19 protein-coding genes are annotated in these 14,143 nt (G+C 69.3%); 9 read left to right on the top strand and 10 right to left on the bottom strand.

Annotated elements, in window-relative coordinates; genetic code table 11:
- Positions 1-111: 111 nt before the first annotated feature.
- The 4 genes from nagB to BWO91_RS18890 all read right to left on the bottom strand — a co-directional run bounded on the left by nagB (position 112) and on the right by BWO91_RS18890 (position 4,383).
- Positions 112-897, bottom strand: coding sequence for a glucosamine-6-phosphate deaminase (gene nagB / locus BWO91_RS18905; protein WP_079003676.1), 786 nt, complete (start codon positions 895-897; stop codon positions 112-114).
- A gap of 19 nt (positions 898-916) precedes the next feature.
- A complete protein-coding gene (gene murQ, locus BWO91_RS18900; protein ID WP_064295643.1) occupies positions 917-1,813 on the bottom strand; it encodes an N-acetylmuramic acid 6-phosphate etherase in 897 nt (298 codons plus the stop codon).
- A gap of 87 nt (positions 1,814-1,900) precedes the next feature.
- The gene (locus BWO91_RS18895) at positions 1,901-3,064 is read right to left on the bottom strand and encodes an anhydro-N-acetylmuramic acid kinase (protein WP_240555598.1); all 1,164 of its coding nucleotides are present in this window, start codon (positions 3,062-3,064) and stop codon (positions 1,901-1,903) included.
- On the bottom strand, positions 3,061-4,383 hold the full coding sequence (locus BWO91_RS18890) for an MFS transporter (protein ID WP_205847551.1): 1,323 nt from the start codon (positions 4,381-4,383) through the stop codon (positions 3,061-3,063). The genes BWO91_RS18895 and BWO91_RS18890 overlap by 4 nt, the downstream gene beginning before the upstream one ends.
- A 202-nt stretch (positions 4,384-4,585) precedes the next feature.
- On the opposite strand from BWO91_RS18890, the gene BWO91_RS18885 reads away from it, so the two are divergent.
- Positions 4,586-5,476, top strand: coding sequence for a MurR/RpiR family transcriptional regulator (locus BWO91_RS18885; RefSeq protein WP_079003672.1), 891 nt, complete (start codon positions 4,586-4,588; stop codon positions 5,474-5,476).
- 68 nt (positions 5,477-5,544) lie between these two features.
- On the opposite strand, the gene BWO91_RS18880 is transcribed toward BWO91_RS18885, so the two are convergent.
- Entirely contained in the window at positions 5,545-6,336 is a 792-nt protein-coding gene (locus BWO91_RS18880) for an SDR family NAD(P)-dependent oxidoreductase (RefSeq protein WP_079003671.1), read from the bottom strand.
- A gap of 96 nt (positions 6,337-6,432) precedes the next feature.
- On the opposite strand from BWO91_RS18880, the gene BWO91_RS18875 reads away from it, so the two are divergent.
- Together BWO91_RS18875 and BWO91_RS18870 are read left to right on the top strand one after the other, a co-directional pair.
- Complete coding sequence (locus BWO91_RS18875) at positions 6,433-6,921, top strand: MarR family winged helix-turn-helix transcriptional regulator (protein WP_079003670.1); 489 nt, start codon at positions 6,433-6,435, stop codon at positions 6,919-6,921.
- Between the two features lie 53 nt (positions 6,922-6,974).
- On the top strand, positions 6,975-7,379 hold the full coding sequence (locus BWO91_RS18870) for a VOC family protein (RefSeq protein WP_071262095.1): 405 nt from the start codon (positions 6,975-6,977) through the stop codon (positions 7,377-7,379).
- On the opposite strand, the gene BWO91_RS18865 is transcribed toward BWO91_RS18870, so the two are convergent.
- Both BWO91_RS18865 and BWO91_RS18860 read right to left on the bottom strand, forming a co-directional pair.
- Positions 7,334-7,843 carry a hypothetical protein gene (locus tag BWO91_RS18865; RefSeq protein ID WP_079003669.1) on the bottom strand — a complete coding sequence of 170 codons (510 nt, stop codon included), beginning with the start codon at positions 7,841-7,843 and terminating at the stop codon, positions 7,334-7,336. The genes BWO91_RS18870 and BWO91_RS18865 overlap by 46 nt on opposite strands.
- Before the next feature lie 143 nt (positions 7,844-7,986).
- Positions 7,987-8,460, bottom strand: coding sequence for a GNAT family N-acetyltransferase (locus tag BWO91_RS18860; RefSeq protein WP_079003668.1), 474 nt, complete (start codon positions 8,458-8,460; stop codon positions 7,987-7,989).
- Between the two features lie 121 nt (positions 8,461-8,581).
- On the opposite strand from BWO91_RS18860, the gene BWO91_RS18855 reads away from it, so the two are divergent.
- The 3 genes from BWO91_RS18855 (at position 8,582) to BWO91_RS18845 (ending at position 10,158) form a co-directional block, all read left to right on the top strand.
- Positions 8,582-9,139: a dihydrofolate reductase family protein gene (locus BWO91_RS18855; protein WP_079003667.1), complete on the top strand. Its 558-nt coding sequence runs from the start codon at positions 8,582-8,584 to the stop codon at positions 9,137-9,139.
- Between the two features lie 84 nt (positions 9,140-9,223).
- Positions 9,224-9,607: a cupin domain-containing protein gene (locus BWO91_RS18850; RefSeq protein ID WP_064295627.1), complete on the top strand. Its 384-nt coding sequence runs from the start codon at positions 9,224-9,226 to the stop codon at positions 9,605-9,607.
- 92 nt (positions 9,608-9,699) lie between these two features.
- The gene (locus tag BWO91_RS18845) at positions 9,700-10,158 is read left to right on the top strand and encodes an NUDIX hydrolase (protein ID WP_153303554.1); all 459 of its coding nucleotides are present in this window, start codon (positions 9,700-9,702) and stop codon (positions 10,156-10,158) included.
- Positions 10,159-10,167: 9 nt separating this feature from the next.
- Here the strand turns inward: BWO91_RS18845 and BWO91_RS18840 are convergent, their stop codons facing one another.
- Both BWO91_RS18840 and BWO91_RS18835 read right to left on the bottom strand, forming a co-directional pair.
- Positions 10,168-10,611: a GyrI-like domain-containing protein gene (locus tag BWO91_RS18840; RefSeq protein WP_079003665.1), complete on the bottom strand. Its 444-nt coding sequence runs from the start codon at positions 10,609-10,611 to the stop codon at positions 10,168-10,170.
- A gap of 54 nt (positions 10,612-10,665) precedes the next feature.
- Complete coding sequence (locus BWO91_RS18835) at positions 10,666-11,736, bottom strand: S41 family peptidase (RefSeq protein ID WP_079003664.1); 1,071 nt, start codon at positions 11,734-11,736, stop codon at positions 10,666-10,668.
- Between the two features lie 123 nt (positions 11,737-11,859).
- Between BWO91_RS18835 and BWO91_RS18830 the strand changes: the two genes are divergently transcribed.
- Positions 11,860-12,255 (top strand): SRPBCC family protein, encoded by a 396-nt coding sequence (locus BWO91_RS18830; RefSeq protein WP_205847550.1) that lies wholly within the window; start codon positions 11,860-11,862, stop codon positions 12,253-12,255.
- Positions 12,256-12,331: 76 nt separating this feature from the next.
- Positions 12,332-12,583, top strand: coding sequence for a hypothetical protein (locus BWO91_RS18825; protein ID WP_079003663.1), 252 nt, complete (start codon positions 12,332-12,334; stop codon positions 12,581-12,583).
- A gap of 58 nt (positions 12,584-12,641) precedes the next feature.
- Here BWO91_RS18825 and BWO91_RS18820 read toward each other — a convergent pair whose 3' ends face one another.
- Positions 12,642-13,691: an SDR family oxidoreductase gene (locus BWO91_RS18820; protein WP_079003662.1), complete on the bottom strand. Its 1,050-nt coding sequence runs from the start codon at positions 13,689-13,691 to the stop codon at positions 12,642-12,644.
- Between the two features lie 85 nt (positions 13,692-13,776).
- Here BWO91_RS18820 and BWO91_RS18815 point away from each other — a divergent pair, with 85 nt between their 5' ends.
- Positions 13,777-14,091: an ArsR/SmtB family transcription factor gene (locus tag BWO91_RS18815; RefSeq protein ID WP_079003661.1), complete on the top strand. Its 315-nt coding sequence runs from the start codon at positions 13,777-13,779 to the stop codon at positions 14,089-14,091.
- Positions 14,092-14,143 lie beyond the last annotated feature (52 nt).

Here is a 14,143-nt window from a genome sequence, read left to right as displayed (position 1 = left end):
CTTCTCGAATGCGGGCGTCAGCGGGGTGCAGGGGAGCGGGGTGCTGGGTTGCGGCTACGGTGGCCGGACGCCTCAGAGGACGGGGGCGTCGTCGGCCATCGCCCGGCCGATTCATTCGAAGCGTTGCCAGTCCGGCCGGTTGTCGTAGGTGTAGCGATAGTAGTCCGACAACCGCAGCCCTGATGCCGCCGCTTCGTCGATGACGACGGTCGCGTGCTCGTGCAACTGGAGCGCCGACCCGGGGACGAACGCGCTGAGCGGTCCTTCGACGGCGGCCGCGACGGCATCGGCCTTCCCGGCGCCCTGGGCGACCAGCACGAGCTCGCGCGCCTCGAGGATGGTCCCGAGTCCCTGCGTCATGCAATGGGTCGGCACCTGGTCGGGCGAGTCGAAGAAGCGGGCGTTGTCCTGGCGGGTCTTCGGCGCGAGGGTCTTGATGCGCGTGCGTGACGCGAACGACGACGTGGGCTCGTTGAACCCGATGTGTCCGTTCGACCCGATGCCGAGGATCTGCACGTCGATGCCGCCGGCCTCGGCGATGGCCCGGTCGTACTCCTTCGCGGCGGCCGCGAGGTCTGCGGCGCGACCGTCCGGGACGCGGACGCGCGAGGGTTCGAAGCCGAGCGGGACGACGACCTCGCGCGCGATCACGCTGGCGTACGACTCGGGGTGGTCGGCCGGGATGCCCACGTACTCGTCCAGCGCGAAGCCGCGGGCCTCGGCGAACGACAGCGAGCCCGCCTGCACGCGACGGGCCAGCTCCTTGTAGATGCCCTGTGGGCTGGACCCGGTCGCCAGGCCGATGACGGCCTGGGGCCGCCCGGCGACGATCGACGCGATCTTCGCACCGGCGACGCGACCGACCTCGGCGGCGTCGGGAAGGATGATGATCTCCACGGTGTCCTTTCGTTCCTACTCAGGCGCTCGCCGCAGCAACGGCCGAGCGGACATCGCCGTCGTGCGACTCGAGCAGCCGGGCGGCCGTCGCCGCGTCCACATCGGCGAGCAGCATGACGACGGCGGTCTTGGCGTGTGCGCCGGCCTGCTCCAGGGCGGCGTCGGCGAGCGACCGCTCGACACCGGTGGCGTCCGCGACGATGCGCTGTGCGCGGTCGACGAGCTTCTCGTTGGTCGGCTTCACGTCGACCATGAGATTGGAGAAGACCTTGCCCGAGCGCACCATGGACGCGGTGGACAGCATGTTGCAGACGAGCTTCTGCGCGGTGCCGGCCTTCAGCCGGGTCGAACCGGTGAGCGCCTCGGGGCCGGTCATCACCTCGATGGCGATGTCCGCCTCGGCGCTGATCCGGGCGTTCCGGTTGCAGGACACCGCGATCGTCCCCGCGCCCAGATGGCGTGCGTAGCGCAGGCCGCCGATGACGTACGGGGTGCGACCGCTGGCCGCGAGACCGACGACGACGTCCGTGGGGCGGAGGTCGGCCGCGATGAGTTCCGAGGCGCCGAGCTCGAGGTCGTCCTCGGCGCCCTCGACGGCGACGACGAAGGCGTGCTCGCCCCCGGCGATGAGCCCCAGCACCTCGGAGGGATCGGTGCCGAAGGTCGGCGGGCACTCGACCGCGTCGAGCAGTCCGATCCGGCCGCTCGTCCCTGCACCGAGGTAGACGAGTCGCCCACCCTGCCGGCGAGCCTCCGTGATGCGTTCCACGGCGCGCGCGATGCTCGGCAGTTCCGCTCGGACCGCGTCGGCGACGAGTCGGTCCTCGTCGTTGATCACCTCGAGCAGCCGGAGCGTGTCCAGCGTGTCGAGGTCGACCGTGCGCGGGTTGCGTCCCTCGGTGGAGAGCGCTGCCAAGGTACTCGATGCTTCAGGCACGAACGGCCCTCCGTTCTGGGTCGGACGGGCTGACGCCGTCGTGGTGATCCGTGGGGCTGTCGTCGGTCATGCTTCGAACCGCAGCGCGCGAGGAGGACCGTCGAGCGTCCGCGCGGGGAGCGAGTGTCCCGGGACGATCGCGCCCAGAACGCTGCCGTGTGAGGCGCCGGTGGCCGAGGGGAGGGATCCGGCCTGGCCGTTCACCGTCAGGAAGCCGAGGACGGCGAAGGCGAGCGCCTCCTTCGCGTCGGATGGGAGGCCCGCGTCGTCGCTGCTGACGACGTCGGCCTCGGGGAGTGCGGCCCGGATGCGCGCGACGAGCTGAGGATTGCGCACCCCTCCGCCGGCGAGGATGACGCGTTCCACCCCACGGACGGCGTCCGCCACGGTCCGTGCGGTCAGCTCGGTGAGGGTCGCGACGAGGTCCTCGATCGGAAGCGTCGGACGGCCGGCGAGCTGCTCGCGGAGGTAGTCGAGGTGGAACAGTTCCTTGCCCGTCGACTTCGGAGCGGGGCGCTGGTAGTACGGCTCGCGCAGGAGGAGGTCGAGCGTCTCCTCGTGGACGGTGCCACGCGCGGCGAGCTCGCCGTCGGCGTCGAACTGCCGGGCGCCGCCGGTGTGCTCGGCGACGACGGCGTCGATGAGGGCGTTCGCCGGTCCGCTGTCGAACGCGATCGGGTCGTGGCCCGGCCGCACGATGGTGGCGTTGGCGATGCCGCCGAGGTTGACGGCCGCAGCGGTCTCGCCACCCAGCCAGAGCGCGTCGATCATGCTCACGAGCGGAGCACCCTGCCCGCCGGCCGCGACATCACGCGAACGCAGGTCGGCGACGACGGTGCAGCCCGTGCGTTCGGCGATCCAGGCCGGCTGGCCGAGCTGGAGCGTGCCCTCGACCCGGTCGTCCTCGACCCAGTGGTACATCGTCTGGCCGTGGGAGACGATCAGGTCGGCCTCCCCGTCGCAGAGTTCCGCGACCGCTCGGACCGCGAGATCGGCGAAGGCCTGCCCGATCCGCGTGTCCAAACGGCAGACGTCGTCGACAGTGGTGGTCGCCGGCGGCAGGGCTGCGGTGATCGCGGCTCGCAGTTCCGGGTCGTACCCGGCGGTGATCATCCCGAGCGGGCGGACGACGAGCGTGTCGCCGTCCACGCCGATCTCGGCGGCGGCGGCGTCGATCGCGTCGTGCGAGGTGCCGGACATGAGGCCGATGACGCGCATCGGGCGGCTCACTTGCGCAGCTCCGCCCGGTGGGCGTTCCCGCGGAGCGTGCCGATGGCGATCGCGCTCACCAGGCAGGTCGCCATCACGTAGTAGGCCGGGACGTCGACGTTCCCGGTCGAGGCGATCAGCGAGGTGATGATGAGGCCGGCGCTGCCCGAGAAGACGGCGTTCGAGATCGAGTAGGACAGTCCGAGACCGGTGTACCGCACGGAGGTGGGGAACATCTCGGCGAGCATGGCGGGGCCCGGGCCTGCGATCAGGCCGACGACCGCTCCGGCGACGAACACGGCGAGGCCGTGGACACCGACGCCGAGGTCCGGGTTCTGCAGCACGTTGAGCAGGGGCAGCGCCAGGATCACGATGAGACCAGTGCCGGTGAGCATCACCCAACGCCGACCGATCTTGTCCGACAGCCAGCCGGCCGGGAGGATCGTCGCCGCGAAGCCGGCGTTCGCGAGCACCGTGGAGATCAGCGCCTCCTGGAAGGACGCGTTGAGGCTGCTCTGGAGGTAGGAGGGCATGACGACGAGGAAGGTGTATCCGGCTGCGGACCAGCCCATCAGGCGGCCGATCCCCAGGAGGATCGCCTTGGCGGTCTCTGCGGCACCCGCGCGGACGACCGGCTCGGCGACCTTGGTGGTGTCGGCGGTGGCGACCTTCTGGAACTCCGGCGTCTCCTCGAGCTTCAAGCGGAGGAACAGGGCGACCGCGCCGAGGGGGATGGCGAGCAGGAAGGCGATCCGCCAGCCCCACGCCGCCAGATCGGCTTCGGACAGCAGGGATGCCAGCAGCGCGACGGTGCCGGCGCCGCCGAGGAGTCCGAGTGCGACCGTGAACGACTGCCACGATCCGTAGAAGCCACGCTTCCCGGCCGGGGCGAACTCGGTCATGACCGAGACGGCGCCGCCGAACTCACCGCCGGCGGAGAGGCCCTGCAGGATGCGCACGATCGTGAGCAGGATGGGCGCCGCGACGCCGATGGAGGCGTACGTCGGGAGGATGCCGATGAGGGCGGTCGCCCCGGACATCATGACCAGGACGAGGATGAGCGTCGGTTTGCGGCCGATCCGGTCGCCGATGCGGCCGAAGAGCGCAGCCCCGACCGGGCGGAAGAAGAAGGCGATCGCGAAGGACGCGTAGGTCGCGATGAGCGACTCGATACCGGTCTGTTGGCCGTCGCTGAAGAACTGTGCGGCGAGGATCGTGGCGAGGAACCCGTAGATCCCGAACTCGTACCACTCGATGAAGTTGCCGACGCTGCCGGCGACGATGGCCCGGCGTCGGGCGGTGCTGCTGATCACGTCGCTGCGTGGTGTGGAGCTGGTCACGGGACCTCCCTTGGTTCCTGGATCGTGCATGCCGGCAGTACCCGCGGTACTCCGCTATACGTGTCGGCCAGTCCGCACCTGAGGAGGGCACCGGTCGCGAGTCGTTGCAACAAACATACACAGTTCGACGATGGATGGTAATTTCCATACATCCCGCCGGTGGGTGCCGACGGTACAGTGTTCACGGTCGAGAGGAGCACCGATGGGAGCCGACGTCCACCGGACATCACGGGCGGTGTCCACCGAGGTGCGTGCCCGCCTCGACGAACTCCGTCCCTCCGAGCGGCGGATCGCCGAATCGCTGCTCGCCGACCCGGGCGCTTTCGCGACGCGGTCGGTCGCCGAGATCGCGGAGGAGGCCTCGACCTCGACGACGACGGTCGTCCGTTTCACGCGCAAGGTCGGCTACGACCGCTTCAAGGACTTCCGCCACGACCTGACCGAGGAGAACCTCCGCGAGCGGCTCGCACTCGCCGGGACGAACGTGCAGTCGCCCGACATCGTCGCCGGAGACAGCCTCGACGACATCGTCGCGAAGGTCGCCGCGAACGAATCCCTCTCGATCGCCGACACCGCACAGGCGCTCGACACGGCAGCCCTCACCCGTGCAGTCGCAGCGGTCGCCGGCGCTCGCCGGGTCGACATCTTCGGTGTCGGAGCGAGCTCCATCGTCGCCGTCGACCTGCAGCGGAAGCTCTCACGGATCGGGCGCGTGGCGCTCGAGTGGCCCGACCCGCATGCCGCCTGGACCGCCGCTGCGATCCTCGACGAGCAGGCGGTCGCCGTCGCTATCTCGCACTCCGGCGCGACCGCGGACACCATCGACTACCTTCGGCTCGCGGCCCGCTCCGGCGCGACGACCATCGCGATCACGAACCACGCGGAGTCGACCCTGGCGACCAGCGCGGACATCGTCCTCCAGACGTCCGCGCGGGAGACGGCGTTCCGCTCGGGAGCGCTCGGCAGTCGGATCGCTCAGCTGATGGTCGTCGACTGTCTCTTCATCGGTGTCGCCCAGGTCGACTCCGAAGTGTCCATCGGTGCGCTGCAGCGGACCTTCGACGCGGTACGGGAGCGTCGCTCCTCCGAGTGACGTCGGTGCCGGGCCCTCGGCACAGCAGGTCGTCGACCGCGAGGGTTGCCATCGCGACCAGCCTGCGCCTAGAGCATCCCGGTCAGCACTCCGCCGTCCGCACGCAGGGCCGCACCGTTCGTCGCCGACGCCAGCGGGCTCGCGAGGTAGGCCGCAAGCGCGGCGATCTCCTCGGGCTCGAGGAAGCGTTCGAGCAGCGTGGTGCGGTTCTGGCCGATGATCGACGCCTTCACGGCGTCGGCCGGTGCGGACTGGTCGGCGGCGATGGCCTCGATCGTGGCGGCGACGCCGTCCGAGTAGGTCGGGCCGCCGAGGATCGTGTTGACCGTCACGTCGGTACCACGGGTCCGTTTCGCGAGTCCGTTGCCGAGGGCGATCATCGCCGCCTTCGTGACGCCGTAGTGGATCATGTCGGCGGGGATGTTCACGCCGGACTCGCTGCTGACGAACAGGATGCGCCCCCAGCCGCGATCCAACATGCCTGGCAGGACGTGCCGGGACAGTCGGACGCCGCTCATCAGGTTGACCTCGAGGATGTGGGCCCAGTCGTCGTCCGAGACGGACTCGAACTGCGCGAGACCGAACTGGCCCACGTTGTTCACCAGGATGTCGACGGCGCCGAGGTCGCCGAGCAGTCGCTCGACGGAGGCCGGATCGGCGAAGTCCGCGACGATCCCGTCGTGGCCGACGTCGGGGTGCGTGCGCCGAAGTGCGGTGACCGCATCATGCACCGCCTGCTCGGAGCGCCCGTTCACGATGACCCGTGTGCCCTCCGCGGCGAGCGTCCGGGCGATGGCTGCGCCGATGCCACCGGTCGATCCGCTGATGAAGGCGGTCTTGCCTCGGAGTTGTAGGTCCATGTCATCTTCCTCTTTCGGCGATGCGCCGATTCACTTGCTCAGGAAAGTCACCCTAAGTCGGTTCACTTGCTCAAGCAAGTCGAATAAGCTTGCCCCATGACCGATCCCGCCGAACGTCCCGGCCTCAGCGGTGATCGGCTTGCGGCCTGGGCGTCCGTCGCCACCCTGCTCGAGCGACTCCCCGCCGCCCTCGACGCCCAGCTGCAGCGCGACAGCGGGCTGAGCCACTACGAGCACGGGCTGCTCTTCGCGCTCGACACCGCCCCGGACCGCACGCTCCGGATGAGCACCCTCGCCGGGTACGCGAGCAGCACACTCTCCCGGCTCTCCCGCGCGATCTCGCGACTGGAGAAGCAAGGCTGGGTGCGACGCGAGGTCGATCCGACCGACGGTCGGTTCACCCTCGCCGTTCTCACGGACGACGGCCACGCCCACGTCGCGCGGTCCACGCCCGCGCACCACGCCCTGGTCGAGGAGCTCGTCTTCGGCTCGCTCACCCAGGCGCAGGTGCGGCAACTGGCCGAGATCAGCGCGAAGATCGCGACGGCGATCGACCCGACCGTGCCATGGGCGCCGTCCGAGTGAACCTCGGAAGAACGTCCTTGTGGACCCGCTCACGCCGGGCGTAGCTTGACCGCATGAGCCTCTTCATCACGTGTCCGGTCGAGAGCGTCGACCGCGCGACCGCCTTCTACGACGCCCTCGGCTGGACCCGCAACGCCGCGATGTCCACCGACCAGGTGTCCTGCTTCGAGATCGCGCCCGAGCAGTACGTCATGCTCGGCAGCCGCGAGATGTACGCGAGCGTCGGCGGCACTGAGGAGCTGATCGGTGGACCCGACACGCCCTCCAAGGTCACGGTCTCCTTCGACCTCGGGAGCCGCGAGGCGGTCGACGAGCTCGTGGAGCGGGCCGGCGCCGCAGGTGGACGGATCGGCGACACCGACGACTACCCGTTCATGTACCAGCGCCAATTCGACGACCCCGACGGGTACCACTACTCGCCGTTCTGGATGAAGCCCGACGCCGAGCCGACCGACTGAGCGACCTCGCCGCGACACGGCACGGCGAGCAGGTCGCCGGGCGCGAGGTCGCGGGGGAGTGGCACGCGCTGCTCGATTCCGGCCTCGCTGCCGATGCGGAACGGCACCGTGTGCGTCGTCGACGCTCGCCCGATGAGCCGGAGTTCCGACCAGCACGGTTCGACGTCTGAGAGGCAGGCGTCGAGGGTGAGGTGATGGCCGTCCTCGTCGAAGATCGCCGTGTTCACGCGGACGACGACCACGGAGGTGCGTGCGGCGGGGGACGGGCACCCGCCCGTGCCGGGGATCACCGCTGCCGCCGAATGGACGCACGGGGTTCCGCACTGTTCGGCCAGGCGCAGCATCGGAACGTCGTCGACGATCACGTCCGTCGTGCTGAGGTGGGTGTGTGCCGGCCAGCGGTCGGGGGCGAACGGGTCCGGGATGCTGCGGCGGAGTGAAGGCAGGATCGTCGTGAGGGTCATGACCTCCGGTCTACGCCTCACCACCCGCGCGAGCCCCGGTCCTCACGGGATCCATACGTCGATCCCCGGAACCCCGACGGTCTCCTCACGTTCCGCTCGGGCGAGCGGAGCCATCAGGCCTCGACCATGGCTTGCATCTCCTGTCAGAGCTCGCGCGCGAACGACACCGTCGTGGTCGTGCGTCCGGTCTCCGCGAGTCCCGCCTTCAGGAGGACCCGCTGTGATGCGACGTTCGTGACGTCGGTCTCAGCGGCCGCCCGTCCTGCGCCGTGCGCTGCGGCGAACGACAGCGCGCCGACGACCGCTTGCGTCGCGAGTCCGACCCCGCGAGCGGCGGGAACGAGACCGTAGCCGAACTCGACGCGACCGTCGCTGTCGGGCGGCCCGAAGAAGCCGAGTCCACCGACGGCCGAACCGTCGGCATCACGGATGAGGTACATCGTGAAGATCGGGTCGCTGACGGTCGATTCCGCGAGACCGCGGAGCGGGCCGAGCTCATCGGCGAAGGGGTACTCCGGGTGCCAGTCGTCACCGTCACGTTCGTCGCGTTCGACGATGCGTCGCGCGAGCGCCGGTGAGATCGGTTCGAGGGTGGTTCGTTCGGTGCGGATGATCATCGACGCCAGTCTGGCAGGGCGACGAGACACCTGTGATCGACATCCGATCAGCGACGTGGTTCGCTGGCCAGACGGGTTCCCAGCGTCGGGAGGCCGTCGATCCGTGAGGGAGCGCAGTGCGATGAGACCACTCCGATACTCGATCAACGTGACGCTCGACGGGTGCTGTCATCACGAGGCGGGGCTCCCACCCGACGAGGAGTCGATGCGGTACTGGACCGCGCAGCTGGCGCGGGCGGACGCCCTCCTGTTCGGCAGGGTGACCTACGAGATGATGGAGTCGGCCTGGCGGAGGCCTGCCTCCGGCACCTGGCCGGACTGGGTCGAGCCGTGGCAGGTGCCCTTCGCGGAGACCATCGACCGGGCGAACAAGCACGTGGTCTCGAGCACGTTGGGTGACGTCGGTTGGAACGCGGAGCTGGTCCGTGGCGACCTCGAGGAGGCGGTCCGGCGGCTGAAGCAGGAACCGGGCGAGGACCCGTGGGTGGGTGGGGTGACGCTGCCGCTCGCGCTGGCCGGCCTGGGACTCATCGACGAGTACGAGTTCCTCGTGCAGCCGGTGCTCGCCGGACGCGGCCCGACCCTGCTCGCCGGGCTGCGCGAGCGCATCGAGCTCGAGCTCGTGGACCGCCGGGAGTTCCGCTCGGGCGCGGTCGCCATGCGGTACCGACCCGTCTGACGTCGTCGCCAGAACCCTCATGCTCGATGCCCCTGCTGATGAGGGACGTCCGCATGCGCACTCCAGCCGGGAGAGGATGGACACATGAACGCTCTCCACGGAATCGACATCGCCGCCGAACTCCGACAGGTCGAGGCCCATTGGACGCCTCGAGTGGTCGGGCGGGTCAACGATCAATACGTGAAGGTCGCGAAGCTCCTCGGCCAGTTGGTCTGGCACGACCACGCGAACGAGGACGAGATGTTCCTCGTCGTCTCCGGCACGCTCCGCATCCAGCTCCCCGACGATGAGGAGGTCGTGCTCACGCCGGGCCAGTTCTTCGTCGTGCCGCGAGGCGTGCAGCACAATCCCATCGCCGACGAGGAGGTCGAGATCGTCTTGATCGAGACCGTCACGACTGCGCACACCGGCGACGTGATCGTCGAGGGCACGGTGCCCGTCGAGCGCCAGCTGGGCGACTTCCGCTGAGGACACGATCGCCGGACGGCTCGTGAACACCGCCGCTCAGGATGCGTGGGCAGGGACCGGTCACGCTCCCTCGGTTCAGGTACGCTCGCGGCGTGAACGAAGACGAGACGCTCGTCCACGTGACGCATGACGCGCCGTGGCTGCCTCCTGGAGGCCGGGCCGAGGTCGTCCGCCGGACGACGCCACCCCGGCCGATGTCGGTCGTGCGCCTGCTCCTGCGCGACTCCGACCGGGTGTTCTGCGTGCCGAGGCAGGGCACAGCTCGCCTCGATCTGCCGATGCTCGAGGCTGCATCCACTGATGCCGACGGCACGGCTGCCGTTCGCGAACTGGCGCAGCGCATCACCGGCGAGCAGCTGGGCCTGCAGTTCATCGGCGCCGTACGCAACGTCGTGGAGGTACTGGCCGACGGATACGACTGGCCGGCGCCGGTCGCCCACTTCGGTGTGTGGGCGTCGGACGCGAGTCCGATGACCGACGGCACGTGGGTGCACCTCGACGATGACGAGCATCATCTGCGCGACCGACACTGGTACCCCTTGGTGGGCTGAGTCGACCGCTCAGCGCGGCGACCTGATCGGAACGAGGCAGTCGACCTCGCCCTCGCGCCGGTAATGCTCGATGTGGGGACGGCTCTCCTCGTGATCGGCGAGGTCGAAGAGCACGTCGAAGGCGTCGCCGATCCGGGCGTAGACGCCGGGCGGCTCGCCGCGAAGACGCAGCCGGAGATAGTCGCCGCCGGGGATCACGGTCTCATCCAGGCCGAGCGGGTTGTCGGCATCCCGGTCCAGCCGCACGGACGCCATGCGGTACCGGTCACTTCCTCCGTAGACCAGGCCCATCATCCTGCGGCCCTGCAGCGAGTCGAACGAGTTCTCGAACGCCGGCCAAGCCGCCTGCACCTGCTCGATGTCGAGTGCGACGTCCTGACTGAGAGCGGCGGTGTCGTCGAGCGTCACGACGTCGATCCGGCCGAGGTCATGCGTCATCGGGAAGTGCGTCATGCCTCGTGTCTAACACGTCCCCGGTCGGTCGTCACACGAACGGCGCCCCCGAGATCACCCGCGATCGGCGAGCCACGTGCTGATTGCCGCGGGGAGCTGCGCGACGTCCTCGACGGGGGTGTCGGGCACGATCGGGACGCCGTAGCGCTTGCCGGTACGGTCGGCGTCGACGGCCACGGTCAGATTGACGACCGCGCCGTCGTAGAGGCGGACCGGCTGATTCGCCGTACTGAAGCCGTAGCTCGGCTGTCCGAACACGTGCACGTTCGACTGCCCGATGAAGGCGATCGCGACCGCCTCCGCAGAGCTACCGGTCATCCCGTTGATGACCACGGCGATCGGCCCGTGCACCTTCGGCTGCGGTGTCGTCGCCGCACCCTGTCGTGTGCCGTCGGAGGAGACGGTCCCGCCGTCCACGGATACCACCGTGGACCCGTCGACGGACTCGAAGGTCTCGACGGTCCCGTCATCGAGTAGCGGTGCCATGGCGGCCAGCATGGGCCACACGTTGCCGCCGTGGTTGTCCCGCAGGTCGACCACCCACGCCGACGTGTCGGGTGCGGCGGCGGTGATCGCCTCGACGGCCGTATCGATGTACCGCTGGCCGAAGGAGTCCGTTCCGGAGCCGCCACCGATGAGCGTCGGGAGGCGGATGGTCGTCACGCCGTCAGCGCTCGTGACGGTGGGCAGTTCGTTCTCCGCCTTCGATCCCGACGACGGGCCGAACAGTTCGGCCGCGGACGCAGGATCGTTGAAAGTGGTGTGCGGACCGCCCAACTCGGTCGCCGCCTCCTCGAGCGGCCCGTAGGTGTCGGCGTAGTCGGAGGCGTCCGCGACGGAGGCCAGAGCCCGCTCCCGCACCTGCGTGTAGTGGTGCGGTGTCGCGTCGATCCCCTGCCGCATCGCATCCAGTGCGACCTCGGCGTACGTCTGCGGCGACGGCGGGACGAGGTAGATCCCGTATGACCGCAGGAGCGGCGCGGCGACGACGGCGCCGCCGACCACCAGCGCGAGGAATGATGCCGCGACGGCGGCCGCGATGAGGCCACGCCGGCGCCGCCGACGTCGCCGGTCCATGGGGGACGGTGATGGAGATGACGAGCGACTGCGGGTGTTGCCGGGCATGACTCCAGGCTACGGATCGTCAACGGTCGAGTCGTCAGCCCGCAGGACGATCCCGCCCGCGGAGCATCATCCGCGGGCGGGACGTGGCCGATGGATTCCGCACCGAGGTGGCAGGATGCGGTCATGAGCAGTCACCACGTGAGCCGGGTCATCGGCGCTTCGCCGGAAGCCGTCTACGACTACGCGTCCGACATCGACAACCTTCCGCGGTGGGCGGCCGGTCTCGCACAGGCCGAGGTGGTCCGCGAGGGTGACTCGCTGTTCGTCGAGTCGCCGATGGGTCGGGTGGAGGTCCGGTTCGTCGAGCGCAACCGCTTCGGCGTGCTCGACCACGATGTGACCCTGCCGTCGGGGACCGTCGTGACGAACCCGGTCCGCGTGCTGGCCCATCCGGAGGGTGCCGAGGTGGTCTTCACCGTGCGTCAGATCGAGCTGGACGACGACGCGTTCGCGCGGGACGTCGCCATGGTCGAGGCGGACCTCGAGCGCCTCGATCGTCGGCTCACCGGGCATGAGTGATCGGCGCCCGTTTGACCTGGCCGCGGTCTCGTCGGTTCGTGCGCCGTCGTTCCGGATCCCGCGATAGCGTCCTCCCATGGACTCGCTCGTGCAGCAACGGCTCGCCTTCGAACGTGAGCGCACCGTCGGCTGGGCGATGATCACGGTCGGTCTGCTCTTCGTGGTCGGCTCCGTCTGGTTCGCAGCCGCAGGCGCCCCGCTCAGCTGGGCGATGGCGGTGTTCTGGACCGTCTGGGCGTGCTTCGGCATCCGGCGGGTAGCGGCTTCGCGTCGGACGCAGCAGACGTTCGAGCGGGAACACGGCGCTACCGCCGGCATTCGTCGATGAAGCAGGGCGTCGCCGTCCCGCTCACCGGTGGGCTGGTGTTCGGGCCGGGCTCCGACGCTTACGGGATCAGTCGCTGCTCCCGCAGGTCCTGGAAGATGCGGAGGAACATCGCCTCGGTCTCGACGTACTCGTGGAACCCGGCCCGGCGGGACTTCGAGGTGTCGGCGATGACGTCGTAGTCCCACGCGAAGACGAAGTCGCCGAACGCCCACGACGACACTGCTGCGTAGCTGGTGGGCGCGAGGCCGTGCCGCTCGACCATCGCGTTCCACAGGGCCTCCTTGTCGGCCATCACCTCGGAGAGGCTCATCTCGAGTGGCGGCGCGACGTCGAGGTCGAAGAAGGCGGCGATCTTCGGCCACATCGACGACCACCGGAACAGGTCGCCGTTCGTGATGTTGAACGCCTCGTTGCGGGCGTGCTCCGTGGTCGCCGCCCACACCGTGGCCTTCGCGAGGAGGTCGGCGTCCGTCATCTCGATCAGGGTCGTGTAGGCGCCGGGCTTGCCGGGGAAGCGCAGCGGGATGCCGAGCTCCTTGCTCATGGAGGCGTAGACGGCGATGACCATCGCCAGGTTCATCGGGTTGCCGAGGCCGATCCCGGCCACGACCGACGGCCGCAACGCCGACCATGACCAGCTGGCCCCGACCCGGCGGCGCTCGAGGAACTGCTGCTGGTCGACGTTGAACTCCGGTGGCATGTGCGGCGGGTCGGACTCCTTCGCCGGTGTGGCGAAAGGCCCCAGGTGTGCGCCGTAGACCTTGTAGCCCTGCACCAGGCTGATGTGTTCGAGGCCCGGCGCGACAGGTTCGACGGCGTCGACGACGTTGGTGAGCATCGCGAGGTTCGGCGCGACGAGCTCTGCCCAGCTGGGGCGGTCCTGGTACGCGGCGTAGAAGATGTGTGTGATCTCGGACAGGCCCCGCAACCGGCGGATGGTCGCGTCGCGGTCGAGCAGGTCCACCGCGAGGTGCCTGACGGATCCCCGGTCGGTGCCGCCGCGGCGGGACAACCCGACCACGTCCCAGCCGAGCCCCTCGAGGTGGGTGATCAGGTTCCCGCCGATCACCCCGCGGGCGCCGACCACCAGTGCTGTGTGCTGCGTCATGACATCTCCATCGTTAGATCGCGATTTACCGATCCATAGTGTTGCACAACATCGTGGAATCGCGATATTGCGATATGGTTGAGATATGACGAGCGCTGGCGAGTTGGACCTGGTGGCGATCTTCAAGGCGCTCGGACATCCGACTCGCCTCGCGATCCTGGGGTGGTTGAAGGATCCGGAGTCGTTCCCGCCGCAGGATCAGCCGGCGGCCGAGGTCGGCGTGTGCCTCAAGCACATCCAGGCGAGGGCTGAGGTGTCGCAGTCGACCGCCTCGCAGTTCATGGCCACGCTCCAGCGCGCCGGCCTCGTGACGTGCACCCGGATCGGCCAGTGGTCGCATTACCAGCGCGACGAGGCTGCGATCGAAGCGCTCGGTCGGCAGGTGTCGCTCGCCGTCTAGACCTGCGCGGCGAGCTGGACACCGGAGGAACTGAGGCACCGTCGACCAAATA

Source organism: Plantibacter flavus, assembly GCF_002024505.1.
GTDB classification, from domain to species: Bacteria; Actinomycetota; Actinomycetes; order Actinomycetales; family Microbacteriaceae; genus Plantibacter; species Plantibacter flavus_A.
The sequence above is the reverse complement of the archived record's forward strand: the minus strand, read 5'-3'. Positions and strand labels throughout refer to the sequence as shown.